This is a genomic window from Legionella spiritensis, assembly GCF_900186965.1.
GTDB lineage: Bacteria > Pseudomonadota > Gammaproteobacteria > Legionellales > Legionellaceae > Legionella_C > Legionella_C spiritensis.
In genome coordinates, this window is sequence record NZ_LT906457.1 from 3,315,184 (window position 1) to 3,341,702 (window position 26,519).

Sequence of the window (26,519 nt, forward strand, 5' to 3'; positions counted from 1 at the left end):
CCGTCAGGCACTTCGGGTCCATTGTGCGGTTGGCCTGCGTTACACAGGGCAATGCACGCCTACTTCATCAAACGCTTCAATGACGGCCGTTTCGTCCAGATCCCGATCTTTCGCGGCCTGAATAACCCCGCAGGCGGCAAAATCATAATAGGCAATGGGTGACCAGTAATTTTGATTGGCGTCGATCATGACCTGAAAGGCTTGCTGAATGGACCAACCCGGTTTGTGCGCCAGAAGATAAAACGCTTTATTAAACACGCCGCTGGTCTCATGCACATCGAGTTCATCGGAATAATCATCCGCGTGGGCGATGGAAATACCGTCTTTGGTCGGATCATCCATATAACGGAGCGGTTCGCCGCCCAGAACAGCTTCCCGGCCTATGGTCCAGTCCTCGCCATCCCAGTACCAGGGATAGTCACGACGCAGAAAATCCTGCAAGGCAATTGCCGCCATATCTGAAAAGGATTCATTGATGCCGCCGGATTGACCGTCATAAAACAGTCCGGAATTAAGTTCGGTAAAATTATGCGACAGTTCATGGCCTATCACCGCCTGTGCGGGGGCTGTCAGGAAATAGTTGCCGTTACCGATAATAATTTGCTGATGAGCCAGTAATTCCCCATTATAGCGAATGGTAGGAATAGCAAACGCGTTGTCCATCGCGCCCAAATGCGTGTAAGCACGCACCGGCAAATCATCACCAAGCGGCTTGCTCACGCCATAGACCTGTTCATACATATCGAGCGTTTGCTGGGCAAAATACATGGTATCGTTCACCGGCGAAAACGAATAATTCACCGGACCTGCGCTACCGTCGGTGTAATTAAGGTAAAAACTCAGTGCGTCGCAAGGATAGACAAACGCGCCCAATTTGTATTGGCTCTCTTCTTCCACACCGATGGGGAACGCTTCGTAACCCAATGGCAGGTTAAACAGATTCACCACACGCACCGCATCATTTTCCACATGACAGAATCCGTCTTTAACCGTCACATCAAATTTGCCCAGCGAAGGTACCCCGGGAATAGCATCGCCATGCTGAAACATGCCGGAACGATAGGGCAGAGGGAATGAATTGCCGCCAAGACCTTGACCAATTCGCTCCTGACGAGCCGCATTCCACTGTTTTAATACCTCGCCGCTGTTTGCATCGATGAGATAATTAGGTGCTGAAATCGGTTTTTTATCCTGATGTGTGTAGAAAGCCAGGTGATAACTGAGATGCGCCTTTTGCTCGTTGTCTATGTAGATCACTTTCTCGGTGGTTTTGAATTTTATCTTGCCTTTCACCGTCGCCAGCACCTTGTCTTCGGCTTGTTTGGCGGTCAGTTTGCCGTCCATACTGCTTAAGTCGTTCTCAATGCCTTTGACATCAATCCCGGTAACAGCCGGTGCCTTGCCGGATTTGCCGTGAAAGACCAGCTGATGACCCCAGACAGGAACACCTTTATACATGATTTGATAACGGCCATGATTTGATGTATTAACACCCGGGTTCCCCTTTAAGCGAAGCTGGTAATCACTCGCTGTCTTGCCCGATGCACCGGCAACGCCTTTTAAACGCGCGGAATACGTTTTGCTGTCTCCCCAGACCATCGTTTGTGAAGCCGCATAACCCCATTCTGCCGCCAAAGACATGACCAACAATGAAACAATCCGTTTTTTCATAGTATCATCCTGATTTTTTGACCGATCTCAATCGTGCAACAATTCATCCAAAAAAACAATCAAAATGATGAAATAAAGCACGGCTTATTGCTGTTTTTTTGCGTAATTCATTGAGTTAAAACAAATTTGCCTGCTTCATAATAAAGATATTACCCACGCCAATTTTTGCATTATGATAGAAACCATGCCAAACGATTATTTTTTGTTCAAATTAACCATCGATTACGGTACATTATCCGACAACGTCCAAACGATCGATCATCTCCGGAATTTGTTTTATCCGATCGATAAGGTAGCCATTAATGAAACTAACATTCAGCGTAATCGGCGCAGGCCGCCTCGGGACAAGCATCGCCTGTGCCCTGGTCAGCCAAGATCTGGCGGCATTGCAACAGATCTGTAATCGGCACCTTGAGAAGGCACAACGAGTCGTCGAATTGATCGGAGCCGGTGAAGCGATTGCCACACCGGCCGCTCTTGCGCCGGCATCATTGACGTTTATAACGGTTCCGGATGATAAAATTGTCATTATTGCGGAAAGGCTGGCCCGGGAAAAACGACTGCTCCCCGGCAGTGTGGTCGTGCATTGCAGCGGCGCGTTAAACGCCGACGTATTGCGCCCATTAGCTGATCAGGGATGCCATACCGCAAGCGTCCATCCTCTACGGGCATTTAGCGGCAATCCTCATTTTGGTAACCGCTTTAACCAATGCGACTGCGTTGTGGAAGGCGATGCCGTCGCATGTCAACGTCTGATCCCGCTTTTTGATTCCCTTGGCGCCCATGTCATGACCATCGATTCAACGTATAAAGCAAGCTACCATGTCGCCGCGACCATCGCATCCAACTACCTGATCACATTGGCGGCAGAAGCAACGGAGTTATTGAAAAAAAGCGGCGTAAACCCGAGCCAGGCCAAACGTATGATCAGCAATCTGATGCAAGGCTGCCTTGAAAATATTACTCGGAGCAATGAGGTAAAGGAAGCACTGACAGGCCCCTTGGCCAGAGGCGACGCGGCCACCATTGCATTGCACCTGCAAGCGATATCCAACTCGTCAACAAAGGCGCTTTATCGCGCCGCAGGTTTAGCCACCCTGCCACTGACCGATCTAGGCGAACAGCAGCAACAGGAATTATCGCAATTATTAAATGATGTCACCGGAGCTTGTTGACCCGCAATACGGCCGCAGGCCTCCTTACGGGCTACCGTTCATTTATAACAAAATGGGGCACGGAGAATTCTGTTAACGGATCCGTTTCACATAAACCGTTTTTTTCACACTGGCAACGGCCTCCTTATGTTGATCATAAATCGTGGTGTGAAAAACCGGCAGGGTTTTTTCATGGTGCTCCGCAGCGTTTTTAATATCCGTAATTTGTTGTTCTGTAATGGTAAACTCGGCATACACCCGGCTCTTGCCCGGTTTTATATATTTGATTTCCGCGTGTTTATCCCAGGCGATATAGTCCGGCCCCAGTTTTTTTATTAAAATCAATACAAAAAACGGATCCGTCATGGAATACAAGCTGCCGCCATATTGCACCCGCATGTAATTTTTATTGTACCAGCGAAAGGCCAGTGACACGCGAATCAGGGAAAAATCCGCACTGATGTGCTCCACTTTAATGCCGGCTCCCCAGAAGGGCGGCCAGGCATTCAATAGCCAGCGCAATTGCCTTGCCGATAATTTCATAAAAACCGTTTAGCTCCCGGAGACCTGCGTTGAGGTGACATTCTGCAAACCGCGCGGCAACCGGTTTCCTCGCCGGCCACGCTCGCCCATGTAATGAGTTAAATCAGCGGGTTTCAAGGTGTAATGGCGCTTGCCGGCATAAACGGTTAACGCATCCTGTGCGTGAAGAACCTGTATATCCATCACATACTCTTCGCGTGACTGGATTTTGGACGCAGGAATATTGATCATTCTGTTGCCTTTTCCGCGGCCAAGAACCGGTAAATCCCGGGCATTGAAAACGAGCAGGCGACCAATATTCGTGACACAGGCTATCCATTGCGATTCTACGTCTGTCAGTATTCGCGGTGATAATAACCGGCTTCCTTCCGACAGTTTGACACAGGCTTTCCCATTACGGTTTTTTACATACAGATCGTTAAGTCTTGTTATAAATCCATAACCGGCATCCGTTGCCAGAACAACCCATTCCTCCGGATCGCCGCTTATGGTTGTTTCAAACATCACTCCGTCAGCAGGATTTAACTTGCCCGTCAACGGCTCACCCTGCCCTCGTGCCGAAGGCAGCACGTGGCCAGGCAGGGAATAAACCTTGCCTTCGCCATCAAAAAACACCACTTGCTGATTACTGCGAGCGTTTGTCTGTGCCTTGAATTCGTCGCCGGCCTTATAACTTAACTCCCGTCCGTTGACATCATGCCCCTTGGCTGCCCTTATCCAGCCTTTCTGGGACAGTACCACAGTGATGGGTTCATTAGGCAGGATATCCTCTTCCCTGAGAGCCTGGGCGTCGTCCCGTTCAATTAATGGCGAGCGGCGCTCATCGCCAAACCGCTCCCGATCGGCCTTGATTTCATTTTTAACCAGCGTTTTAAGCCGCGCCTCACTGGCAAGAATGGCCTGCAAGGCGTCTCTTTCCTTGCCAAGTTCATCATGTTCCGTACGTAATTTGATTTCTTCCAGTCTGGCAAGATGGCGAAGTTTCATTTCCAGAATAGCCTCTGCCTGCGTCTCGCTTAACTGGAAGCGCTCTATTAAAGCCTGTTTGGGATGCTCATGCTCGCGAATAATGGCAATCACTTCGTCAATATTCAAATAGGCGATGATAAGCCCTTCCAGAATATGAAGCCGTTCCAGCACCTTATCCAGACGGAATTGCAGGCGCCTTTTTACGGTGGCTAAACGAAAAACCAGCCATTCATTAAGTAACGTCAATAATCCTTTGACCCGAGGCTTGCCATCCAGCCCTATCATATTGAAATTAACCCGATAGCTTTTTTCAAGATCCGTGGTCGCAAACAGATGCGACATCAATCCTTGCGCATCAACACGGTTGGAGCGTGGAACAATCACCAGGCGGGTAGGGTGTTCATGGTCGGATTCGTCTCGCAAATCCTCAACCATGGGCAGTTTCTTTTGCTGCATCTGAGCGGCGATTTGCTCCATGATTTTAGCGCCGGATACCTGATAAGGCAGTGCCGTGATAACAATGTTGCTTTTTTCCTGGTTAAAAACGGCTCGCAGCCTGATCGATCCCGTACCGCTTTCATAAAGTGCGCGGATCTGATTTGCAGGCGTGATGATTTCCGCATCCGTCGGGAAATCAGGGCCGTGAATATGCGAACATACGGCATCCAAATCCGCATCGGGATGCTCCAGCAAATGGATACAGGCATCAGCTACTTCCCGCAAATTATGGGACAGAATATCAGAAGACATGCCAACGGCTATTCCGGTCGCGCCATTGAGCAGAACATTAGGCAGACGCGCGGGAAGCAGGGAAGGCTCCTGAAGCGTACCGTCAAAATTATCCACCCAGTCCACGGTACCTTGCTGCAGTTCCGATAACAGCAGTTCGGCATAGGAAGACAACCTGGCTTCCGTATAACGCATGGCCGCGAACGATTTGGGATCATCGCTGGATCCCCAGTTTCCCTGACCGTCTACAAACGGATAGCGGTAAGAAAAGGGCTGTGCCATAAGCACCATCGCCTCATAACACGCCGAGTCTCCGTGAGGATGAAATTTACCCAGCACGTCCCCGACCGTTCTGGCGGATTTTTTATATTTTGCCGTCGCCTTGAGCCCCAGTTCGGACATGGCGTAAATAATCCGGCGCTGTACGGGTTTCAATCCGTCTGCCAGATGCGGCAGCGCGCGGTCAAGGATGACGTACATGGAATAATCAAGGTACGCCTTTTCAGTAAATTCCGTAATCGGTTTCCGCTCTATGGTATCGTTCATGGCACTCATTAATAATGCGTTTTAACATGCAATAACGTATTTTAACAAACAACAGGGGTTGTTATGAACAAGCAAGCCCGGTTAATTGTGAATAATTTTATCGCAACCCGTTTGCCTTGCCAGCAAAAAACTGCATCTCATTGATTTAAAAATAATTTTTTTAAATCAATGTCTTTAACATCCTGTGGATAACTCTGTGTATGAATACAGGGATAACGTTGTTAACCATTTGTAATGTTTCAATATTTTGTAGCGCGATGCTGAAAAGTCATGAGACTCGTCCTATCTCCCCGTCGTGATTGGGCAATATGTACAGGGCCAGATAGGTCAGCAGTTCAAAACCACCTTGTACCATATGATTTTCTTCCAAATCAAATTTCACAACCAATTGATCGGCAAGAAAAAAAGCCAGCCAGAAACTGAGTGAAATAATAAACGCCGCGTCAATCCGTCTCATCCGGTTTGGAGCCGATTGTTTAATGCCCATGCAAGCCCAAAGAAAAGCCAGTGCCGAGAACAAGGACCACAGAATGATTCCGGTTATGCAAACCACAGGAACCCAGGCCGGCGCGGAATACATTTTTAAAGAGTCTACCAGAAAAGGGTAATTGGTATCCGGCGCCCAGCTTTTTACCAGAAACCCCGCATGCGCCAGAGCTCCGACCACGTCGGTCCACAAAGCGATGAACCACCATAAACACCAGAAAATCACTATTATTTTTTTAAATAACAATATATTACGATCATCATAAAGAAACATGGCTACTAATTTGCAAACTAGTTTGCAACCATCATAGCTTGAATAAAACGAATAGGGAAAGAATCAACGGAGGATTTTCAAAAAATGCCAGGCCTTCCCTGTTTTTCAGATGCTCGCATCTTTGCTTCCCGCCATAGTTCCAGTACGAGTTCGATGGGCAGTCCCTTTAGAGAGTTATAACCATTGCAGGCGGCGACAGCCTTTAAAGCCTGCATTCTCGCGCTGAATTTTTTGACAATTCTGGCCAGGGTGTCCTCCGGATCAAAACCCGAGAACAGGCACATGGAAACCGCAGTATGCAGCAGATCGCCTATCTCTTCTTCAACCCGGGATCGTGGTTCCTCATCCAGCAAAGCGGATTTTATTTCATCACATTCACTCACGGCCTGCTCAATGATCATATAAGCATCGGGCCACTCAAAGCCAAACGCCCTGGCGTCCTTTTCAATGGCAATGAGTTCATGCAGAGGGTTGTCGCCGGATTTATTCATTAATCAACACCACTTGAGTAATTTGGCTTGCATGGGATCAAGGACTCCGCAAAGGACATGAGCTATTGATTGGAGAAACTGGATTCATGCTTTTGGTCATTAAAGGCTTGGGCGACATCCAGCAAGACATCCTTGAGCGTCTTTGTGTCGGAGAGAAAGCTGTCATAATCTACATTATGCCCGGACAAATATGTTTTGAATAACTCCAAAGAATCCTCTTTGGAAATAATCTGGTTTAACAGCGACAACCGGTTGAAATATTTGTGGCTGATTTGAATAGCGGGTTTACCGCTGCTCACATTTTCTTCAAAAAATTTATTGTCTTCTTGCTGAATATCCATAAGTTTTCCAGCCAACTCTTTGGCATCGTTTTCTTCACACCAGTTTTTAAAGTCCTCTACCAGACTTTCCGTAGCGTGGAGAAAATGGCCCTGTTGTACATATTCCCGATGTTGCGTTTCTTCATATTCACGTCGCGCCTGTTCATCTTTTTGCCACTGTTGTCTTGCTTTCAATAAAGCGGCAAGTCGTTTTTTATCATTGGACATAACATTCTTCTGAATATCGTACATATTTATATATTATACGATAATTTTTTAACCAAACTATAAAACTTTAACTCTTTTTTGCTTTTGAAGAGAGCAAAAAGGCTTTTATTAATAACTTATCAGTTAGAAAAATGGATGGAAATTTATTTGCAGACTGGGTTGCCCATAGGCAACCCAATAAAAAATGCAAAAGGGAATGGTACTACTTCTTGATTTTTCTGAGTTTCTGGATCGCTCGAATCTGGGCGACCGCGCGTGCCAGTTCAGCGGCGGCCATGGAGTAATCCAACTCCGCGCCCTTGTTGGCTATTGCTTCTTCCGCTCTGGCCTTGGCCGCGAGAGCCGCCGCTTCATCCAGACTATCCGCACGCTCCACCGCATCAGCCAGCACAGTAACGCAGTGGGGCTGCACCTCAAGCATGCCGCCTGAAACATAGTACACTTCCTGTTCACCGCCAGGCAGGATAACCCGGATTTCACCGGGTTTGAGAACAGTCAACATAGGGGCATGTCCCGGCACTATACCGACTTCACCGAGTTCCGCCGTGGCTATAACCATTTCCGCAGTGCCTGAAAATATTTCCCTTTCTGCGCTGACGATGTCTAAATGCGTAGTAATCATCTTACCATCTTGCCTCATAAGGTTTTAGCCTTGGCAACAGCTTCTTCAATGCTACCAACCATATAAAATGCCTGCTCGGGCAAGTCGTCGTATTCGCCGGCCAGAATACCCTGGAATCCCTTTATTGTATCTTTCAGGGAAACGTATTTTCCGGGTGCTCCGGTAAATACTTCGGCCACGAAAAACGGCTGCGACAGGAATCGCTGAATTTTCCTTGCGCGTGAAACAATGCGTTTGTCTTCTTCCGACAACTCATCCATACCAAGAATGGCAATGATGTCTTTCAATTCCTTGTAGCGCTGCAAGGTTTGCTGAACGCGGCGTGCCGTATCATAATGCTCCTGACCGACGATTAAAGGATCCAGTTGTCGTGATGTGGAGTCAAGCGGATCTACCGCCGGGTAAATACCAAGCTCGGCGATCTGTCGTGACAGAACCACAGTAGCATCAAGGTGAGCAAAGGTTGTCGCGGGAGACGGATCCGTCAAGTCATCCGCAGGAACATAAACCGCCTGGATGGAGGTGATGGAACCGGTTTTTGTTGAGGTAATACGCTCTTGCAACATACCCATTTCCTCGGCCAGTGTCGGCTGATATCCCACTGCGGAAGGCATACGGCCAAGCAATGCGGACACTTCGACTCCTGCCAGGGTATAACGGTAAATGTTATCAATAAACAATAACACATCACGTCCCTCATCGCGGAATTTCTCCGCCATAGTCAGTCCAGTCAAGGCTACGCGCAAACGGTTACCCGGCGGTTCGTTCATCTGACCATAAACCAGCGATACTTTATCGAGAACGTTGGATTCTTTCATCTCGTGATAGAAGTCGTTACCTTCACGGGTACGTTCACCTACACCGGCAAATACGGAATAACCGCTGTGCTCAATGGCGATGTTACGAATCAACTCCATCATGTTAACGGTTTTACCAACGCCGGCGCCGCCGAATAAACCGACCTTGCCGCCCTTGGCAAACGGACAGAGAAGGTCAATGACCTTGATTCCGGTTTCCAGCAATTCCTGGCTGCCGGCTTGTTCCTCATAACTGGGAGCCTGACGGTGAATAGACCACAACTCCTCGGCGTCAATATCGCCTTTCTCATCAACCGGGCGACCCAAAACATCCATGATACGACCCAGTGTTTTTTTGCCGACCGGCACCTGAATGGGTTTGCCGGTATTTTTGGCCTGCACGCCTCGCTTCAGACCGTCCGTACTGCCCATGGCGATAGTACGTACCACGCCGTCACCAAGTTGCTGCTGTACTTCAAAGACCAGATTGCCGTCGACAAGATTCAACGCGTCATTTATTTTTGGAACATTTTCTCGCGGAAACTCCACATCAACTACCGCACCAATTACTTCAACTACTGTACCTACACTCATGATATACCCTCTTATAAAGCGGATGCGCCACCGACAATTTCTGCCAACTCCTGCGTAATGGCAGCCTGTCGGGCTTTGTTATATGCCAATTGAAATTCCTTGATTAAATCACCGGCGTTATCCGTTGCGCTTTTCATCGCAATCATTTTTGCCGCTTGCTCGCAGGCAATATTTTCCACAACGGCCTGGTACACCTGTAATTCAATATACCTTTCAAGCAGACCGTCCAGTAATTCCTTGGCATCCGGTTCGTAAATGTAATCCCAATGATGGCCAAGTTCTTTACTGTCCTTATCGGAGACGGGAAGCGGCAATAACTGTTTTATGTTCGGCCGCTGTGTCATGGTATTAACAAACTCATTATATACGATATGCAGCGCGTCAATTTCACCATGATAAAAAGCATCCAGCATCACCTTGACGACACCAATCAAATCACTGATCCCGGGCTTGTCTCCCAATTGATCGGCCGAAGCGACAACCCGGCCGCCGAAACGTTTGAAAAAAGCCTGTCCCTTGCGTCCAAGAACACATAAATCCACTTCCTTGCCTTGCTCTTGCCACTGATGCACGGTACGGATGCTTTCACGCAACAAATTGGCGTTTAATCCGCCACACAAGCCGCGGTCGGTTGTCACGACAATAAGTCCTATCCGCTTAATCTCGCGAGTGGTCATAAAGGGATGATGATATTCGGAATTTGCCCGAGCCAGGTGTTCCACCACTTCATAAATTTTCGTGGCGTATGGTTTGGATGCCTTCATTCTATCCTGCGTTTTACGCATTTTACTAGCGGCAACCATTTCCATGGCCCGTGTTATTTTTTGCGTATTTTTAATACTCGCAATTTTACTACGGATCTCTTTTGCACCAGCCATATTTTACTTCGCCTTTCATCGTCAGGACGCCTGCTGCCGACATCCCGCTTAATCATTTGGCCGCCGGCATAAACCGGCGGATCCTTACCAGCTTCCGGTTCCTTTAAAATCTTCAACAGCCGCTTTCAATTGATTTTCAATATCGTTGTTGTAATCACCGGAGTCATTGATTTTGTCCATCAAACTGGCATAAGCCGCACGCATATGTTCCTGAATTGCTTTTTCAAAGGCTGTGACTTCAGCAACAGGAATATCATCCAGATATCCTTTTTCCACGATAAACAGGGATAAAGCCATTTCCGCGACCGACATCGGCGCATATTGCTTCTGCTTCATCAACTCGGTAATGCGCTGACCACGTTCCAGCTGCTTGCGTGTCGCATCATCAAGGTCGGATGCGAATTGCGAAAACGCTTCCAGCTCACGAAACTGAGCCAGGGCCAGGCGGGTTCCGCCACCAAGTTTTTTCATGATTTTCGTCTGCGCGGCACCGCCAACCCGAGATACGGACAAACCTGAATTAATAGCCGGACGCACACCGGAATTGAACAAATCCACATCAAGAAATATCTGTCCGTCGGTAATTGAAATCACGTTGGTTGGTACGAATGCCGATACGTCACCGGCCTGCGTTTCAATAATCGGTAACGCCGTCAGCGAACCGGTCTTGCCTTTGACTTTACCTTCCGTCAGTTTTTCAACTTCTTGCGCATTAATCCGCGACGCGCGTTCGAGCAGACGGGAGTGCAGATAGAATACATCACCAGGATACGCTTCACGACCCGGTGGACGGCGCAGCAACAGCGATATTTGTCGATAAGCCCAGGCCTGTTTGGTTAAATCGTCATAAACGATAAGCGCGTCTTCACCTTTTTCCATGAAGTATTCACCCATGGTACATCCGGCATAGGGTGCGATAAATTGCAACGCGGCAGAATCGGAGGCACCGGCGACAACCACGATGGTATGCTCCATGGCACCATGCTCTTCCAGTTTTCTAACGATAGAGGCCACCGAAGACGCTTTTTGGCCAACGGCAACATAAATACATTTAACGCCGGTACCTTTCTGGTTAATGATGGCGTCAATAGCGATGGCTGTTTTTCCGGTCTGTCTGTCGCCGATAATTAATTCACGCTGACCGCGCCCTACGGGAATCATCGCGTCAACGGCTTTTAAACCGGTTTGTACCGGTTGATCAACGGATTGGCGTGCGATTACGCCGGGAGCCACTTTCTCAATCGGCGACATTTTGGTTGCCTTGACCGGACCTTTGCCGTCAATAGGATTACCCAGCGCGTCGACCACTCGACCAAGAAGCGCATCACCGACAGGCACTTCAAGAATTCGTCCGGTACATTTTCCCTTGTCGCCTTCGGATAATCCGGCATAATCGCCCAGAACCACAGCACCGACAGAGTCGCGCTCCAGATTCAAAGCCAGACTGAAGACACCGCCGGGAAATTCAATCATTTCACCTTGCATCACATCTTCAAGACCGTGCATACGCACAATACCATCTTTCAAACTTACAATGGTACCTTCATTTCTGGCTTCGGAAACCACTTTAAACTGTTCTATTTTTTGCCTGATTAATTCGCTAATTTCAGATGGTTTTAAAGCAATATGTTCTGACATGAATTCTATCCTCTCTGTTACGCAGCCAAATCGGCGCCGAGTTTGTTTAATTTCCCGCGAACCGATCCATCAATAACCAAATCACCGGCCTGGATGATCGCGCCACCCAGTAAATGGGGATCAACAACCGTTTTCAGCGTTACCTGACATTTTAAACGCTGACTCAAGGCATCAATGAACTGCCGCTCCTGCGTTGAGTCGAGCTTTGAATAACTGGTTACATGGACGGTGATGGTCTTTTCCTGTTCCGCTCTCATGGCTTCAAACAGAATTTGTATGTCCGGCAAAGCCATCAGGCGTTTGTTGTGAGCAAGCTCTGATATAAAATTGGTCAATGCTTCCTGTTCGGTACCAGCTATTTTTTTCAAGGGATCGGTCATCAACGCGATTTTCTGCGCCACCGTTGTCACGGGGTTATTGATAAAACGAACCACCTGCTGATCGAAAATAAAATGAGACAGACCCATCAGAATTTCAGACCATTCACTCAATTTACCTTTGTCCAGCGCATACTCGAAGATGGCTTTCGCATAAGGCCTGGCCACTGTAATGGTTTCAGACATATCAAATCTCTTTAATCAGGTTATCCAGCAAGGCGGTGTTTGCCTTTTCATCAATCTCGCGCATCAGAATTTTTTCAGCACCCGCTATGGCAAGCTGGGCAAGCTGTTGCCGCAAGGTGTCCTTGGCGCGATTGACTTCGTGCAAAAGCTGCTCATGCGCCAGTTTTGCCTGCTTTTGCGCCTCGCGCTTCGCGTCTTCCTTGGCTTCCTCAATTAATTGAGCCGCGCGACGATTAGCTTTTTCAATAATTTCGGTAGCCTGTGCCTTGGCATGCTTCATCTCGTCTTTTACACGATGTTGCGCCAGCTCCAGTTCCTTGCGGCCACGCTCGGCTGCAGACAAACCATCCGCTATTTTATCCTGACGCTCTTCCAGTGCCTTGGACAGAGGAGGCCAGACAAATCTCATGGTAAACCAGACAAATGCTGCAAATACCAGCACTTGCACTACAAGTGTCAAATTAATATCCAAAATCGTCTCCCTTGTAACAAGTTCAGGGCGCCTTCGCGCCCCAGTTCGGTGTTATCAAGAACCCAGGTTGCTGAGGAAGGGGTTGGCAAAGGTGAAAAACAGGGCGATACCCACACCAATCATAGCTACAGCATCAAGCAAGCCGGCAACAATAAACATTTTTACCTGTAACATAGGCACCATTTCAGGCTGACGTGCCGAACCTTCCAGAAACTTGCCGCCTAACAGACCGAATCCGATGGCGGTTCCAAGTGCACCCAGTCCAATCAGTAACGCTACCGCGATAACAGTCATACCTTGAACTTGTGCGATTAAATTTGCTGCTTGCATAAAAATCCCCTTAATGGACAGAGTTTAAATTAAATATTAAATACGCAGGTTAATGATCTTCATGGGCCAGACTTAGATACACAATAGTCAAAACCATAAAGATAAACGCTTGCAATGTTATCACCAGAATGTGAAAAATCGACCAGGCCAAAGCCAGCAAAAATTGTCCGACACTTAAAGTCGCCGTACCAATAACGGACGCGGAGGTCGCGTTTAAAGTCAACAGTGCAATCAATATAAAAATCAGTTCGCCGGCATACAGGTTTCCGAATAAACGAAGAGAAAGCGAGATGGGTTTGGCAATCAATCCCACCAGTTCAAGCAAAAGGTTAAAAGGAATAAAGCCGGGATGATTAAACGGTTTTAAAGTCAACTCTTTGACAAAGCCTTTGATACCCTTGATTTTTATGCTGTAGAACACAATGAGGAAAAATACGGACACGGACAAGGCAAACGTCAGATTTAAATCGTTGGTCGGGACTATTTTCAGGTATGGAATACCAAGAGACTTGGCTGCCATAGGTAAAATATCAACCGGCAGGATATCCATGAAATTCATCAGGAAAACCCACATGAAAATGGTTAATGCCAACGGGCCGATTAACGGATTTCGGCCATGAAAACAATCCTTGACCTGATTATCGGCAAACTCAAGCATCATTTCTGCAAAGTTCTGTAATTTTCCCGGCACTCCGGTCGTGACTCTTCTCGCTCCCAGATACATGAAAAGCAAAACAATGGCGCCGGTGACCAGCGAAAAAAACACAGTATCGAGGTTCACCGTCCAGAAACCCTTGGCACCCAGACTCATGGACTGAAGATCATACGATAAGTATGTCAGATGATGCTTGATGTAATTTGTGCTTGATACCATTTCAGTCACTTTTAGGCCTATTGTGTTTATTAGCAAAAAATAGCGGCGCGAACCAAATGCTCATAACCACTACTATATACGTTACAAAAAACGCTAACGGTTTAACCTCATAAAATACAAAAACCAGCGTAAACAGAGCCATGGACAGCAGTAGTTTCAAGGCTTCACCGAAATAGAAACTCCTGACTATCTTCCGTGCCGCTCTTGCTCCCTGATATTGAAACAGCTTTCTGGCAAACAGAGCCGACGGTAATATGGCCACGATCCCGCCCAGTACAGCCGAGATAGCCGAGCGGTTACCGTTGCATAGGAAAAGAACCAGCGCGATAGCGGCGGTCGTAACCAGCTGCATAACCAGCAACGATTTAATAATCCCCATCGTACGCTTGCCTTTCACTACTCACCTTACTTTTACCGCGCGGATTATAAAGTAAACAATCTGGATAAGCAACGTCAGTGAATCTATTTTGTGCGTTTTACGAGGAATTTGTATGGCAAAAATTGATCATATTGGCTATATTTTAGATGAGAGTTTATACAATTCACTCCAATATTATCTCACAGTTAAGGATGAATTATGTCTGAAAAGCAACAAGGTACCGCTGCCGGAACGCGTGAAAAAATGCTTTCCCGTTACGGTGACGGTCTTCATCATAAGCACAATAAAAATCACATTTCCTATCGAAAACACTATCGATCTCATCCCACTAAAACACTAAACGGTATGGATAATGAAAATATTCAAGCCTCGAGCGGATTAATGCGTGAATTAAGATTAAGAAAAATCCGGAAACGACTGGATAAAGGTCGCTACCATTGATAAAGTTACAGGTAACCTCCAGGTTAACCACTTCCTGGATTGGAACGGGTACAGGCTGGCCTGTGATTGAAACACAGGCCTCTGTATTTCAGGGTTAAATATGTTCCTTCTTGCTCAAGTGGTAATAGTTGATTAATTTAACAACCCGGAGGACACCACTGGTATTACGGGCAATATGCAGCACACGGCGAGCCTGATCAGGGGTTATATCACCCATAACATAAACTATCCGGTCAGACGTTATGATTTTAAATTCGCTGGGGTCAATCTCGGCATCCGCAAATATCTGACTGCGTATTTTCATGGTTATCCAGCTGTCCTGAATGGTATGACTCCCTTCCTTTTTTACCGCGACCTGATTATAAATCCGTCGATAACCCGTTAATCGACGCAGGCGGGATTCCGCCAAACTACGGAGTGCCGCACTTGGAACATGGCCTGCGATTAAAATATCATTATTAAAAATAGCCAGATCAAGTGAACATCCCGGCTGTTTAAAAACCTTGTCCTTAAAAAGGGCGTGATGGGCATTGCCATCCAAACTGTAATTATCCAGCTTTTTATAGACATCGTGTCTGTCGTAAATCATGGTTGCACCGGTCCAGACACTGCTTATACACCCTGACAGCAGACCCGTGAACACAACCAGCAAAAAAATCACACATCCCTGTTTTTTCATATTAATGAATATACTGGAATACTTTTACCACTTTCTGTACCCCGTTAACCTGTCTGGCGACATCAACGGCTAAACTGGCCTGTTCGGAAGTCACGATACCCATTAAATAAACCACGCCATTTTCCGTCACAATACGAATAGAGCCGGACTCCAGGCCGGATTTGGTCAGCATTTGGCTTCGTACCTGGCTTGTTATCCAGGAATCCTGGGATCGCTGGCTTAATGGTATGGGATCACCAATGGTAACCTCATCATAAACCCGGCGTACTTTGGGCGTTTTTTGCGCTATTTTTTCAGCGAGAACCCGCAGCGATGCGGTGGGAGTCTGTCCCACCAGCAGCACTACCTGGTTATAACTACTGACTATTATACGAGATTCCTGAAAACGGGGATCGGTCACTATCGCCGTGTGGATTTTATGGAAAATACGCGCGTCACTTTCCAGCATGGTAAAACTGCGATTGTCATAGACGACCAGTCCGGCTGCCGCGCCGGCAACTACCGCTGCAACACAGCTTGCCAGTAACATGCAGCTCAAAAGAATAAACAGTGAACGATATTTCATAATCTACCCCAACATTTGTCCAAACAAAGATTGATCGATCAAATCACAAAAGCAATGCAGAATGAACAGATGGGTTTCCTGTATTCTTGCTTCATTATCGGCCATTACTCGTAATTCAATATCTTCCGGCCCGAGATGGTTGGCAAGCAACCCGCCATCTCTTCCGTTCAGCGCGATGGTATCCATCCCTCGATCATTGGCGGCATTCACGGCGTGCAGAATACTGTTGCTATTTCCGGATGTGGACAACACGACCAGAACATCGCCTTCCTGTCCTAAAGCCTGGATTTGCCTGGCAAACACCTGTTCATAATAACTGTCGCCCGCAATAGACGTCATGGACGCCATGTCACTGGTTAATGCGATAACCGGCAACGGCGGCCTTTCCACTTCAAAGCGATTAATCATCGCCGCTGAAAAATGCAGGCAATTCGCTGCCGATCCACCATTTCCGCACAGAAGTATTTTGCCGTTGTTGAGCAGGCAATTGACCAGACGCATGGCTGATTTGGCAATAAGCGGCGACAATAGGTCAGCAACCGCAATTTTAGACTCGATACTGACTCCGAAGAGTTGCCTGACTCTATCTTCCATTTGTGACATGATACGATATCCTCAAACGTTCAATAATCCAAATCAAAGGCGTTCTTTATCCATTCAGGTTTTCCCGGAAATCCTTGCAGGACAACCAGATCAAAGCGCGCCGGACTCTTTCCATATATATTCTGCGACCACTGATAATGTTGTGCCGTGCGAATCAGTTTTTGCCGCTTGGCTTTAGTGACACTGGCCAGTGCCCCGCCGAAAGCCATGGATTGCCGGGCTCGCACTTCAATAAACACCAGGTATTCTCCATCACGCATAATAATATCTATTTCACCCCAGCGGCAGCGGTAATTATTGATTACCGGCTTCAAACCCTGTTTTATGAGGTAACGGAACGCTCCCCGTTCAGCCTCATCGCCGATTCCCTTTGACATCAACTATATTCCATCCCTGTTTGGCCTGTGCTGCTGGTTTATCGGAGCCTAGATTGTCTCGCTGGTTAATTCAGCGACACCACCCTTGAATTTTCCCCAGGCGAGTATCCGGGCTACCTGTTGAGCCCGATTCAGATAAAGAACGCCGCTTTTATCATTAATACCCATCGCCGGAAAAAGAATTAACTGGTTTAACTGGGTAGTCAATGCGTAACTATCCATGCCCAGGGCGTATAACCGGTTATAACTGTTCAATTGTTCCGGCCAGTTTTTGTTCGCCAGCTGATGATTGAACACCCAGGGCATATCACAAAAAATAATGCCATCCAAATCCCTGTCACGCATGGTGTTTGTATTGCCGGCATAAACCGCTGACGTAGCGTAAACCGGGACATCGCCGGCGAAGTAATACTTCAGCAAAGGCATGATCTGTCGTGCCTTGGACGGATAGGCCAGCAAAAAGATCATATCAAAATCCTGACGGCGCTTCGGTACAAAGACACCATCCGGTTCAGCGCCTCTTCTAAATTGCTTTTCCTTCGCTTCACTTTCCGAAACATGAAGCAGTTCACGAACCGCCGTATTGAGATCTGTGTGATCATCAAAGGCCAGGCGATCAATGACCATGCCTCCACCTGCCTGCCATTGATCCGTAAACGCGGCAACAATTTCATCACCCCAACTGCCGGACGGAGCAATAATCAAAACGTGCTTTAATCCTTTTTTACCGGCTTTTGCCGCTACCTGTCTGGCTTCATTGGCAGGCGACAAGCTAAAACGATACGCGTTGCTACCGGTTCTCACCTCGTTATCATTCAATAGCAACGTTGGAACCGGGTGAGACATACTGGCAACAATGGCCACATCATTCTTGGCCAAGGGTCCAACAACATAATCGGCACCGTCTTCCAGCGCCTGTTGATAAAGCCGAGTGACATCGCCGGCGGCCGTATTGTAAATGCGAACACTGGTCTGGCTATTGGGATTACTGGCGTTATAAGCCGCCATAAAACCATCACGGACAGCACCACCTGGCCCCGCCAGTGGTCCGGTTACAGGCAACAGCAGTGCCATATGCCTGGGTTTTGGGTATAAATACGGTTTTACCGCAGACAGGGACGAAGGTAATAATTTGTTAGCGGGATGGCCGGGGAATTCTTCTTGCCATTGAGCGACTTGCGTCAACATGGCGTCAGGTTGGCCGGATTGGCGTCTGGCAACCAAAGCCAGCTTCATCCATCCCTGCAGTTCGGAACCATCACTCGCCTCAACCCCCATGGTATTGAGTTCCGCATCAGGCAATCGGGTCAAGGTAAGCCACAGCACACGCCGGTTATTGATACGACTCGCTTCATCGGGCAATAAGCGCTCCAGTTTGATTCGTTCTGCCACGGCGTAAGACGCATTACCGGAGGCTTCATAAGCACTGGCCAATTGTTCATGATAAAGTACCTGATAAAATTCCGGTAAATTTTCCCTGTTTCGAACGGCTGATAATCTGGCAATAGCTGCGCGAGGCTGTTCACGCAGCAAGTCTATCCTGGCCATAAGAATATTTTTTTCATTTTTTTGTACGGGCGATAAATCACGAGTTTGTGCCAGAATAGATAAGGCTTCCCGCCATTGCCCATCATACAAGGCTCGACCGGCCGCCATAATCAGCATATTTTGCTGTTCTTCTCCGATTTGATTTTTTGCCATGGCAAGATATGCCGCCGTCGGCATGGTATAGGGTGTCGCCGCTTTACGTACGGCCGTTGTATGGTGTTCAGACATTTTTGTGCAACTTACGGCCATCACGGTTGCAATAATAAGAGTAAATTTTGTAATGAATGAATTTGGCAACATGGAGAAATGTCCAGAACGCAGGAACGCAATAGGATAAACTATGGATAATTATTCGGCAACCTTTAGGTTGTGTGTACCTGATTTTTTCTGGCTGCGAATGCGGCTGACTGGTGTCCTGTTCAGGTTGAACTCACTAAATAAAAGCTTGCTATTCTCTTTGTAAAAGCTAGAATTTGAGCAAATCATCTCAATATTCACTTCATAAAAACATATGTCTACACACCCTGGCGGTACTCTTTATGTCGTCGCCACACCCATCGGCAATCTTGACGATATCAGCCTTCGGGCCATGAAAACCCTGAAGTCGGTTGATGTCATCCTTGCGGAAGACACCAGACATTCGGCCAGGCTTTTGCAGGCACTGGGCTGTGATACGCCTTTGCTGTCTCATCATGCCTATAATGAAGCCGAAACCACCGCCTCAATTATTGACGCACTACTCAAAGGACAATCCTTCGCGCTCATCAGCGATGCCGGCACACCTCTTATCAGTGATCCTGGTTTTGAACTGGTACGCAAAGCCCGGCAAATGGCTATTCCCGTAATACCCGTTCCCGGCCCCTGTGCGTTGACCACAGCCCTTAGCGCCGCCGGTGTACCCTGTGATCAATTTATTTTCGCCGGATTTCTTCCTGCAAAACAACAAGCCCGCATCAATAAACTGCGTGCCCTGTATGACAATGAATTAACGATTATTTTTTACGAATCCACCCACCGTATTCTTGATTGCATGGATGACATTGACAGCGTTTATGGCCCGGATTTTCAACTGGTACTCGCCAAGGAATTAACCAAGGCTTTTGAAAATTTTATTAGCGGTACCGCCCAACAGATCAAGGCGTGGTTACTTGCCGATAAAAATCATGGTAAAGGGGAATTTGTGGTCATTCTACCGCCTCACTCCGTACCCGCTACCATGGAACACGATTCTCACCTGCTTACTGTATTATTGCAGGATCTCCCTCTGAAACAAGCGGTCAAATTGGCCAGCGCGTTGACAAAAACACACAAAAACGAGCTTTATAAACTCGCATTGAAAATTCAGGACACGCCCTAGGTTCCGTGAACAAAATTTCTAATTAGTTGAAAAAAAGGCAGTTTCTATAGTGAAATACGATTTGCCGTCGAAAAATCACTAAAAAACTGCCAAAATGAATAATAACATATCAGAGCAAGTATGGAACCGACTCTATTCTTTTTTGCGAGGAATAAAAGGTCTTCATACACAAGAAGAAAAGAGATTGCGCCGATTTATAGAAGGGATTTGGTATATATTGCGGACGGGATGTCAATGGCGTCTTCTTCCTGATTATTATGGGCATTGGCGCCAGGTTCACAGACGATATAAAGCTTGGTCTGATCGAGGCATTTGGTCTGAATTAATGTGTTCAGTCAGTGATATTGATGATCAGGCCGTTATGATCGATGCAACGATTGTGCGTGCTCATGCTTGCGCATCAGGCTATAGCAAACAAGGAAACGAAGCTCAGGCACTGGGCCGTAGTAAAGGGGGCTTTACTACCAAAATACATGCTGTGGTTGATGGGTTAGGTAACCCTATTCGATTTACTCTAACAGGCGGACACAGAAACGACATTACTCAAGCGGCTGAATTGCTAAAAGAACAGCGCAATACATTAGTACTTGCTGATAAAGGATATGATTCACAGCCATTCATTAGCTCCCTGAAGAGTCATAATTGTTGTCCGGTGATCCCATCGAGAAAGCATGTAAAATGTCCAAGAAAAATTGATAACGAGGTCTATAAAGAGCGGTTCTTAATCGAAACTTTTTTCTCAAAAATAAAGCATTTCCGCAGGGTTTTTTCACGTTTCGATAAAACCATTTCAGCATTCTTAGGGTTTATTCACTTTGCCGGAGCGCTGATATGGATGCGTTAGAAATTTTGTTCACGGAACCTAGTACTGTTCCATGTCATTTTGCAAGGTGGTGTCATTCCCGCGAAGGCGGGAATCCAACTATCTGGTGGCGCCGAGCCATTATAAAAATGGATCCCCGCCTTCGCGGGGATGACACAAAAATAGAGCATAATGTTCAACACCACCTTGCAAAATGACATGGAACAGGAACAGTACCGGTATCTTGTCCTGTAAATAACAGGATTGTCCGAAAATAACGATACAATGACCTTTTAAACCATGCTTTCGAACACCTTATTGTTCTATATTTAGGCATAGCAACAATTATTTTAAAAGGTGTTTAAGATGACTACAAAGAAAAAACTGAGTTTTTTAATTGCCTATTCCCTGGTTTTTTTACCAATAGCGGGTTTTTTAGCAGGAGGCATGTATAATTTCCTATCCTACATAGTATTGTTTTCCGTAGTTCCGTTCATGGATTACTGGATAAAAGACACCGGCAATCCTTCCCCTTCGGAAGAAGCAAAACTGTTGCAGGATCGTTATTTCAAACTCATTACCCTGTTCTATGTTCCAATCCAGGCAGGATTGCTGATTTTTTCCGTTTATATCATCACTCATTATGATCTGCTTTGGTACGAATGGTTAGGATTCACTTTGTCCGTCGGCCTGGTAACCGGAGGGGTAGGCATTAATCTCTCGCATGAATTGATGCACAAGAACACTCCTTTGCAGCAGTTTCTGAGCAAAGCCTTACTATCGATGGTGTGTTATGGCCATTTTATTATCGAACACGTTCGTGGCCACCACGTTCGGGTAGCCACTCCCGAAGACGCGGCTTCTGCGCAACTGGGAGACAGCCTCTATCGTTATCTGCCCAAAACCATCATAGGCTCCTTCAAGTCAGCCCTGCATCTTGAGCAGCGGCGGTTACAACAAAAAGGATATTCCACGACCAGTTTTCATAATCAATTCTGGTGGATTTTTACCGCCCCTCTGTTGATTGCCGCCGGGTGCTTCTGGTACGGCGGGACAGCAGCGCTTGCCTTTTTCCTGCTGCAATCGGCGTTGGCCATTTTTCTGCTGGAAACCATCAATTACGTCGAACATTACGGCCTTCAGCGAAAGAAACTGGCCAACGGGCGATATGAAAAAGTATCCCCCATGCATTCCTGGAACGCCAACCACTGGTTAAGCAATATGTTGTTATTTCACCTGCAGCGTCATTCCGATCACCACGCCCACGGCGCCAGGCCTTACCAGATTTTACGTCACTGCGAGGAAAGTCCGCAGCTTCCTTCCGGTTACCTGGGCATGATCATTCTGGCTGTCATTCCACCCTTATGGCATGCGGTTATGGATAAACGCGCCCTCGCCTTTCGGGAAACCACTTTTGCAACGGATAAGGGACAACTCACTGTTTGATCCGCATACAATAGCCCATCATGTATGGGCTATTGTCACCCTTTTAAAAAATGATACATTCTGTATATTAGACTTTGTGAACAACAGGTTTCACCGAACCAGAGCAGTAGCCCGTAAGAAGACCTCTGGCCGTATTGCAGGTTCCTGTTCCAATGATGGACAAGGAGAACAGGTCATTACCCGGGTGAGCGTTGTCCCGCATTTCGGCTTCGCTTTCATGATGGGCTACAGGAAACTATTATTTGTTGACAACGATATTTTTAAAAGGAATTAATCATGTCATATTTTTTGCGTGGCTTGTTTTTTATATTGGCAACGAACGGTGTCATTGCGGCCGAGTTGGGACAGATTGTGGTACAAGACCCTGCTTCAGGCATTCGTACCCTGACCTATGAAAAAAAGAACAATTTTGCCGTGGTGGAAGGCGATATTCTTCTGACCTCGCTGGATAACCTACAGCATCAAGGTGCCGTCATTTTACCTAAAGTTGGTGGCGGCCGCTGGCCAAATGGCATTGTTCCTTTTGAAATGGCCGAAGATTTACCCTTGATAAACAAGCTCGCCGTTCTACAGGCAATAGCACTCTGGCAACAACATTCCTCGCTGGAATTTGTCGAGCTGACCTCTAAAAACCGCTATGAATACCGCGATTATATTTCTTTCATTCCCGCCGCCGGCACAACCTGTTCCTCTTTCGTAGGGCGGCAGGGAGGACGGCAGGAACTTCATCTGGCTCCGCGTTGCAATACCATGAATACCGTTCACGAGATTGGCCATGCCCTGGGCTTGTGGCATGAGCAATCGCGCGCGGATAGAAGTCAGTATATTCAGATTGTATGGGAAAATATTGAAGAAAATCATAAACATAATTTTAATCAACATCTGACCGACGGCAAGGATTATGGCGAATACGACTATCAATCCATCATGCATTACAGCCCTTACGCGTTTTCCAAAAACGGCAAGCAAACCATCGTTCCGTTGCAAGAAGGGGTCGAAATAGGACAAAGGAAGCGTTTAAGTGACAAGGACATAGCCGCAATTGCCGCCATGTATCCGGAAGTCTAGACAAGGTACCGGTAACCCGTAAGGAGACCTGCGGCCGTATTGCGGGTTGCATACTCGAATATCCCGGCAGGTGAACAGGCGGGTACCCGAGTGTTGTTACCCCGCATGACGGGCTACCGGGATCTGGTTGACGAATTCAAACAGCATTTTGCGCAAATTAATCGCAATTTGCAGCCGATAGAAGATAAGTGCACGAAGCTTTTGGTCAACCTGCGCTGTCAGGTTAGATATAACCAAGCTGCAACCTTCTCTCGTCCACCTCTTCGTATTCCACGTGCTCCAATCGGTCAACTTCCCGTCTTTCTATCTCTGGAAGGCTCGGATCAGGGGATGGGTTACGCCGCTTGCTGCAGGAGCTCCACAGTTCATAGCCAAGATACAACGCAGTCAGAACGATAGCCGCCGGCCAGCAGACAGCGAACGTTGCAATGATTAAGCTCGGCATGACCGTATTTTTAATCATCGTGTAAATCAGCTCGTTACGTGCCGCCTTGTATTCCTGCAATGCCTGGACATTACTGATATTGTCAATATCGGCCTGGCGCAGACGCAGACTTTTTTCCTTATATTGCTTATAGGCGCCATCCGACAGATACATACCGATAGCCAATACGCAAATCGCATAGCTGACAATGATCAAGGCAGGGGCATTGAACATCATGGCGGCAGAAAATCCGACCATCAGCAATAGCGCCGCTGAAACATTGAACCAAAATGCAGAATCCGTTGCCTGCCAACCGATTTCCAGTTCCGTCAACTGGCTATGCAATAAGGCAATGTGTTGCAGATAGCGTTTTCTTTCATCCTCGTCAAGATCAGGTTCTTTTAATTTTTCCTGGTAAAAACTCAACTCTTCGCGATATTGCGCTTTTTTTGCCAGGTATTTTTGTTCTTCCAAATGCCGTCGCCACAATAAGACACAGACATCAAAAAACAGAAATCCGGCAACTATCCATCCGGCCGCGGGCGCCGAAATATGAAAGATTTCATTATAATTGGTCAAACCGTTAATCACCGTCCACACAAAATCGTTAATAAATCCGGGATGGCGCTCCCAGAGTTCATCGGACAAACGCTTGCTTCTTAACCGTGTTTTTTCCAGTTCCGAGGGCATAAACGTGTGTTTGTATACCATGGACAAATTCATAAGGAAGCGGGAACCGAAGAAAGCGACGCTTAAAGTTCGCATGATCTCGCCGGGTGCTTCAAAAGCCGCGACGATGGCATCCACATCGATATGTTTACCAAGAAATCGCTCCAGTTTAGCCAGCACTGGACCATCTTTAAGCTCGAGCAGGGTATTGGTCAGCATCATGCGGCTGAATGCCCAATACAAACGCCAGACATTATACAATCCGACCTTCTGCCGTATTTTGGATAGCCTTTTAGGTGTGGAAGCGATTTCAGAGATATCGTCACCCAGTTCCTCACCGAGCGCTTTTATGAACGTTTTTTTTCTGGGGGGAGGCTCCGATGAGGACTCTATCTGGTGATAATGGTTCCATATCTGCCGGCGTAACTTTCCGTACCGTTTTTCTTCCTCATTAAATCTAGCTGATCCATGCCCGATATGATAGGTCTGTAAAAGAATGCTGAGGTAATAACAATACAACCAGAATTCCTCGCCATACGTCTCCTTACCGCTCGTAAGTGAAGCAAATAAATGATTAAATTCGTCTTCAATTAGCTTTTTATGATCAGCAATAAAATTATAAGACTGATTAAACGCATTGTGCCGCACAGATTTGGTTACAGATTCACCTTTGTAAAATTCATTCGCGTTTTGGAAAAAACTGTTTTTGTTATCAAGAAAAGTACGGTATTGCGTGGAATAGGTCATGATTTAACTCAGCAACGTTTATAATTGTCTATCTCATTACAGGAAGCCCTTAAAAAATCCATTATGTGTTTATTTTTCCCAGCGCGCAAGAAAATTTAAAAAATAGATTATCCATTGTCTTTTCGGAGGCAATTATTACTATATGGAGCGGCGCTTTTGCTGGTTGATAATTCGTATTTAATACAGCGTTTCAAGCATACCGGGCTGATAAGGGATTAATTCAGACTGATTTTTAATGCGCGTAATCAAATCAGGATTAGCAATAAACGGCCTTCCCATGGCAATTAAATCAAACTGGTGGTTTTTTATACCCTGACCGGCCTGTTTCAGGTCATAACTGCCGCTGGCTATGACTACCCCACGGTAATATTCCCGTATAAAGGCCGTCATGGTTTTATCCGCCAACTCTTTAAAAGTCAGCGCATCATTAAAATTACCGGTATGCACATAGGCGAGTCCGGTTTCATTTAGTTGCGTTAACAAAAATTGAAAGACGTCCGCGTCACGTCTGTCACCTGTTATTTGATTCAGGTAAGCACCGGGAGACAATCGGATCCCAACCCGGTTACTGCCTATTTCCTCGCAGCAGGCTGCTACAACTTCAAGCGCAAAGCGCGCCATATTTTGCGAAGAGGCGCCGTATTCATCATGACGATGATTCGTGTCGTAATGCAAAAACTGGTCAATTAAATAACCATTGGCACCATGGATTTCCACGCCGTCAAAACCGGCCTTTATCGCATTTTTGCAAGCGTTGGCGTAATCGGCTACCAAACGTTTGATATCCGAACGAGAAGCTTCCCGTGATTGACCATAGGTAAGATGGTTAGCGCGGCTCACTTTTCCGGTCATAGTCGTCACTGATGCCGATACAGGCAATTCCCCGTCTAAAAAATGCGGGTGAGAAACCCGACCGACATGCCATATTTGTAAAAATATCCGGCCATCCCTGCGATGCACCGCATCCGTTACCTGATGCCATTTATCAATGTGCGCATCGGTGAAAATGCCGGGAACGTTACTATAACCCCGGCCATCCGGAGCAATGATGGTACCTTCGGTAATAATTAATCCGGCGTCGGCTCTGCGGGCATAGTACTCCGCCATTTGCTCCGTGGGGCTCAGATCATCATTAGCCATATTTCGAGTCATGGGCGCCATCACAATTCGATTTTTTAAACGAATATCTCCCAGAAAAAAGGGTTGTAGCAGGGTCTCACTCGCTAACATGACAG

The 26,519-nt window shown here is 46.9% G+C and carries 28 protein-coding genes; 6 read left to right on the forward strand and 22 right to left on the reverse strand.

The genetic code is table 11. The annotated features are described in order from the left end of the window. Nucleotides 1–39: 39 nt before the first annotated feature. Complete coding sequence (locus CKW05_RS15080; protein ID WP_058482049.1) at nucleotides 40–1,671, reverse strand: M4 family metallopeptidase; 1,632 nt, start codon at nucleotides 1,669–1,671, stop codon at nucleotides 40–42. A gap of 302 nt (nucleotides 1,672–1,973) precedes the next feature. Here CKW05_RS15080 and CKW05_RS15085 point away from each other — a divergent pair, with 302 nt between their 5' ends. Next, entirely contained in the window at nucleotides 1,974–2,846 is an 873-nt protein-coding gene (locus CKW05_RS15085; RefSeq protein ID WP_058482050.1) for a Rossmann-like and DUF2520 domain-containing protein, read from the forward strand. A gap of 72 nt (nucleotides 2,847–2,918) precedes the next feature. Here CKW05_RS15085 and CKW05_RS15090 read toward each other — a convergent pair whose 3' ends face one another. From CKW05_RS15090 to CKW05_RS15155, 14 genes are all read right to left on the reverse strand, one after another. Beyond that, nucleotides 2,919–3,368: a DUF4442 domain-containing protein gene (locus CKW05_RS15090; protein ID WP_058482051.1), complete on the reverse strand. Its 450-nt coding sequence runs from the start codon at nucleotides 3,366–3,368 to the stop codon at nucleotides 2,919–2,921. Between the two features lie 9 nt (nucleotides 3,369–3,377). Further along, complete coding sequence (parC, locus tag CKW05_RS15095) at nucleotides 3,378–5,612, reverse strand: DNA topoisomerase IV subunit A (protein WP_058482052.1); 2,235 nt, start codon at nucleotides 5,610–5,612, stop codon at nucleotides 3,378–3,380. Between the two features lie 268 nt (nucleotides 5,613–5,880). Continuing rightward, nucleotides 5,881–6,372, reverse strand: a complete 492-nt coding sequence (locus tag CKW05_RS15100; RefSeq protein ID WP_058482053.1) for a hypothetical protein — start codon at nucleotides 6,370–6,372, stop codon at nucleotides 5,881–5,883. Between the two features lie 77 nt (nucleotides 6,373–6,449). Continuing rightward, complete coding sequence (locus CKW05_RS15105; protein ID WP_197697348.1) at nucleotides 6,450–6,863, reverse strand: MazG nucleotide pyrophosphohydrolase domain-containing protein; 414 nt, start codon at nucleotides 6,861–6,863, stop codon at nucleotides 6,450–6,452. A gap of 62 nt (nucleotides 6,864–6,925) precedes the next feature. Next, nucleotides 6,926–7,411 (reverse strand): hypothetical protein, encoded by a 486-nt coding sequence (locus tag CKW05_RS15110; RefSeq protein WP_058482054.1) that lies wholly within the window; start codon nucleotides 7,409–7,411, stop codon nucleotides 6,926–6,928. A 202-nt stretch (nucleotides 7,412–7,613) separates the two neighbouring features. Further along, entirely contained in the window at nucleotides 7,614–8,033 is a 420-nt protein-coding gene (locus tag CKW05_RS15115; protein ID WP_058482079.1) for a F0F1 ATP synthase subunit epsilon, read from the reverse strand. 14 nt (nucleotides 8,034–8,047) lie between these two features. Continuing rightward, on the reverse strand, nucleotides 8,048–9,424 hold the full coding sequence (gene atpD, locus CKW05_RS15120; RefSeq protein ID WP_058482055.1) for a F0F1 ATP synthase subunit beta: 1,377 nt from the start codon (nucleotides 9,422–9,424) through the stop codon (nucleotides 8,048–8,050). Between the two features lie 11 nt (nucleotides 9,425–9,435). Beyond that, nucleotides 9,436–10,302, reverse strand: coding sequence for a F0F1 ATP synthase subunit gamma (gene atpG, locus CKW05_RS15125; protein ID WP_058482056.1), 867 nt, complete (start codon nucleotides 10,300–10,302; stop codon nucleotides 9,436–9,438). Nucleotides 10,303–10,386: 84 nt separating this feature from the next. Then, nucleotides 10,387–11,940 carry a F0F1 ATP synthase subunit alpha gene (gene atpA, locus CKW05_RS15130; RefSeq protein WP_058482057.1) on the reverse strand — a complete coding sequence of 518 codons (1,554 nt, stop codon included), beginning with the start codon at nucleotides 11,938–11,940 and terminating at the stop codon, nucleotides 10,387–10,389. Nucleotides 11,941–11,957: 17 nt separating this feature from the next. Beyond that, nucleotides 11,958–12,503 carry a F0F1 ATP synthase subunit delta gene (locus CKW05_RS15135; protein WP_058482058.1) on the reverse strand — a complete coding sequence of 182 codons (546 nt, stop codon included), beginning with the start codon at nucleotides 12,501–12,503 and terminating at the stop codon, nucleotides 11,958–11,960. Nucleotide 12,504: 1 nt separating this feature from the next. Continuing rightward, the gene (locus tag CKW05_RS15140) at nucleotides 12,505–12,975 is read right to left on the reverse strand and encodes a F0F1 ATP synthase subunit B (RefSeq protein ID WP_058482059.1); all 471 of its coding nucleotides are present in this window, start codon (nucleotides 12,973–12,975) and stop codon (nucleotides 12,505–12,507) included. Nucleotides 12,976–13,029: 54 nt separating this feature from the next. Next, nucleotides 13,030–13,305 (reverse strand): F0F1 ATP synthase subunit C, encoded by a 276-nt coding sequence (atpE, locus tag CKW05_RS15145; RefSeq protein ID WP_058482060.1) that lies wholly within the window; start codon nucleotides 13,303–13,305, stop codon nucleotides 13,030–13,032. A gap of 49 nt (nucleotides 13,306–13,354) precedes the next feature. Next, complete coding sequence (gene atpB / locus CKW05_RS15150) at nucleotides 13,355–14,179, reverse strand: F0F1 ATP synthase subunit A (RefSeq protein ID WP_082642689.1); 825 nt, start codon at nucleotides 14,177–14,179, stop codon at nucleotides 13,355–13,357. 1 nt (nucleotide 14,180) lies between these two features. Further along, nucleotides 14,181–14,558 carry an ATP synthase subunit I gene (locus CKW05_RS15155; protein WP_058482061.1) on the reverse strand — a complete coding sequence of 126 codons (378 nt, stop codon included), beginning with the start codon at nucleotides 14,556–14,558 and terminating at the stop codon, nucleotides 14,181–14,183. Nucleotides 14,559–14,756: 198 nt separating this feature from the next. Between CKW05_RS15155 and CKW05_RS15160 the strand changes: the two genes are divergently transcribed. Further along, on the forward strand, nucleotides 14,757–14,999 hold the full coding sequence (locus CKW05_RS15160) for a hypothetical protein (protein WP_058482062.1): 243 nt from the start codon (nucleotides 14,757–14,759) through the stop codon (nucleotides 14,997–14,999). A 94-nt stretch (nucleotides 15,000–15,093) separates the two neighbouring features. Here CKW05_RS15160 and CKW05_RS15165 read toward each other — a convergent pair whose 3' ends face one another. From CKW05_RS15165 to CKW05_RS15185, 5 genes are read right to left on the reverse strand one after another with little or no spacing between them, the layout of a single operon-like run. Beyond that, on the reverse strand, nucleotides 15,094–15,678 hold the full coding sequence (locus CKW05_RS15165) for a BON domain-containing protein (protein ID WP_058482063.1): 585 nt from the start codon (nucleotides 15,676–15,678) through the stop codon (nucleotides 15,094–15,096). A gap of 1 nt (nucleotide 15,679) precedes the next feature. Next, complete coding sequence (locus tag CKW05_RS15170; protein WP_058482064.1) at nucleotides 15,680–16,243, reverse strand: BON domain-containing protein; 564 nt, start codon at nucleotides 16,241–16,243, stop codon at nucleotides 15,680–15,682. Between the two features lie 3 nt (nucleotides 16,244–16,246). Beyond that, nucleotides 16,247–16,846 carry a D-sedoheptulose-7-phosphate isomerase gene (locus tag CKW05_RS15175; protein ID WP_082642690.1) on the reverse strand — a complete coding sequence of 200 codons (600 nt, stop codon included), beginning with the start codon at nucleotides 16,844–16,846 and terminating at the stop codon, nucleotides 16,247–16,249. Between the two features lie 20 nt (nucleotides 16,847–16,866). After that, the gene (locus CKW05_RS15180; protein ID WP_058482065.1) at nucleotides 16,867–17,223 is read right to left on the reverse strand and encodes a YraN family protein; all 357 of its coding nucleotides are present in this window, start codon (nucleotides 17,221–17,223) and stop codon (nucleotides 16,867–16,869) included. A gap of 48 nt (nucleotides 17,224–17,271) precedes the next feature. Then, on the reverse strand, nucleotides 17,272–18,999 hold the full coding sequence (locus tag CKW05_RS15185) for a penicillin-binding protein activator (protein WP_231950634.1): 1,728 nt from the start codon (nucleotides 18,997–18,999) through the stop codon (nucleotides 17,272–17,274). Nucleotides 19,000–19,282: 283 nt separating this feature from the next. Here CKW05_RS15185 and rsmI point away from each other — a divergent pair, with 283 nt between their 5' ends. The 4 genes from rsmI to legP all read left to right on the forward strand — a co-directional run bounded on the left by rsmI (nucleotide 19,283) and on the right by legP (nucleotide 23,444). Next, entirely contained in the window at nucleotides 19,283–20,128 is an 846-nt protein-coding gene (gene rsmI / locus CKW05_RS15190) for a 16S rRNA (cytidine(1402)-2'-O)-methyltransferase (protein ID WP_058482067.1), read from the forward strand. 94 nt (nucleotides 20,129–20,222) lie between these two features. Then, a complete protein-coding gene (locus CKW05_RS15195; RefSeq protein WP_058483223.1) occupies nucleotides 20,223–20,972 on the forward strand; it encodes an IS5 family transposase in 750 nt (249 codons plus the stop codon). Nucleotides 20,973–21,296: 324 nt separating this feature from the next. Further along, nucleotides 21,297–22,376: an alkane 1-monooxygenase gene (locus CKW05_RS15205; RefSeq protein WP_058482217.1), complete on the forward strand. Its 1,080-nt coding sequence runs from the start codon at nucleotides 21,297–21,299 to the stop codon at nucleotides 22,374–22,376. A gap of 276 nt (nucleotides 22,377–22,652) precedes the next feature. Beyond that, nucleotides 22,653–23,444 carry a Dot/Icm T4SS effector Zinc-dependent metalloprotease LegP gene (gene legP, locus CKW05_RS15210; protein WP_058482218.1) on the forward strand — a complete coding sequence of 264 codons (792 nt, stop codon included), beginning with the start codon at nucleotides 22,653–22,655 and terminating at the stop codon, nucleotides 23,442–23,444. A gap of 223 nt (nucleotides 23,445–23,667) precedes the next feature. Here the strand turns inward: legP and CKW05_RS15215 are convergent, their stop codons facing one another. Further along, a complete protein-coding gene (locus tag CKW05_RS15215) occupies nucleotides 23,668–25,284 on the reverse strand; it encodes a hypothetical protein (RefSeq protein ID WP_058482219.1) in 1,617 nt (538 codons plus the stop codon). 177 nt (nucleotides 25,285–25,461) lie between these two features. Next, the gene (locus CKW05_RS15220) at nucleotides 25,462–26,514 is read right to left on the reverse strand and encodes an alkene reductase (protein ID WP_058482220.1); all 1,053 of its coding nucleotides are present in this window, start codon (nucleotides 26,512–26,514) and stop codon (nucleotides 25,462–25,464) included. Nucleotides 26,515–26,519 lie beyond the last annotated feature (5 nt).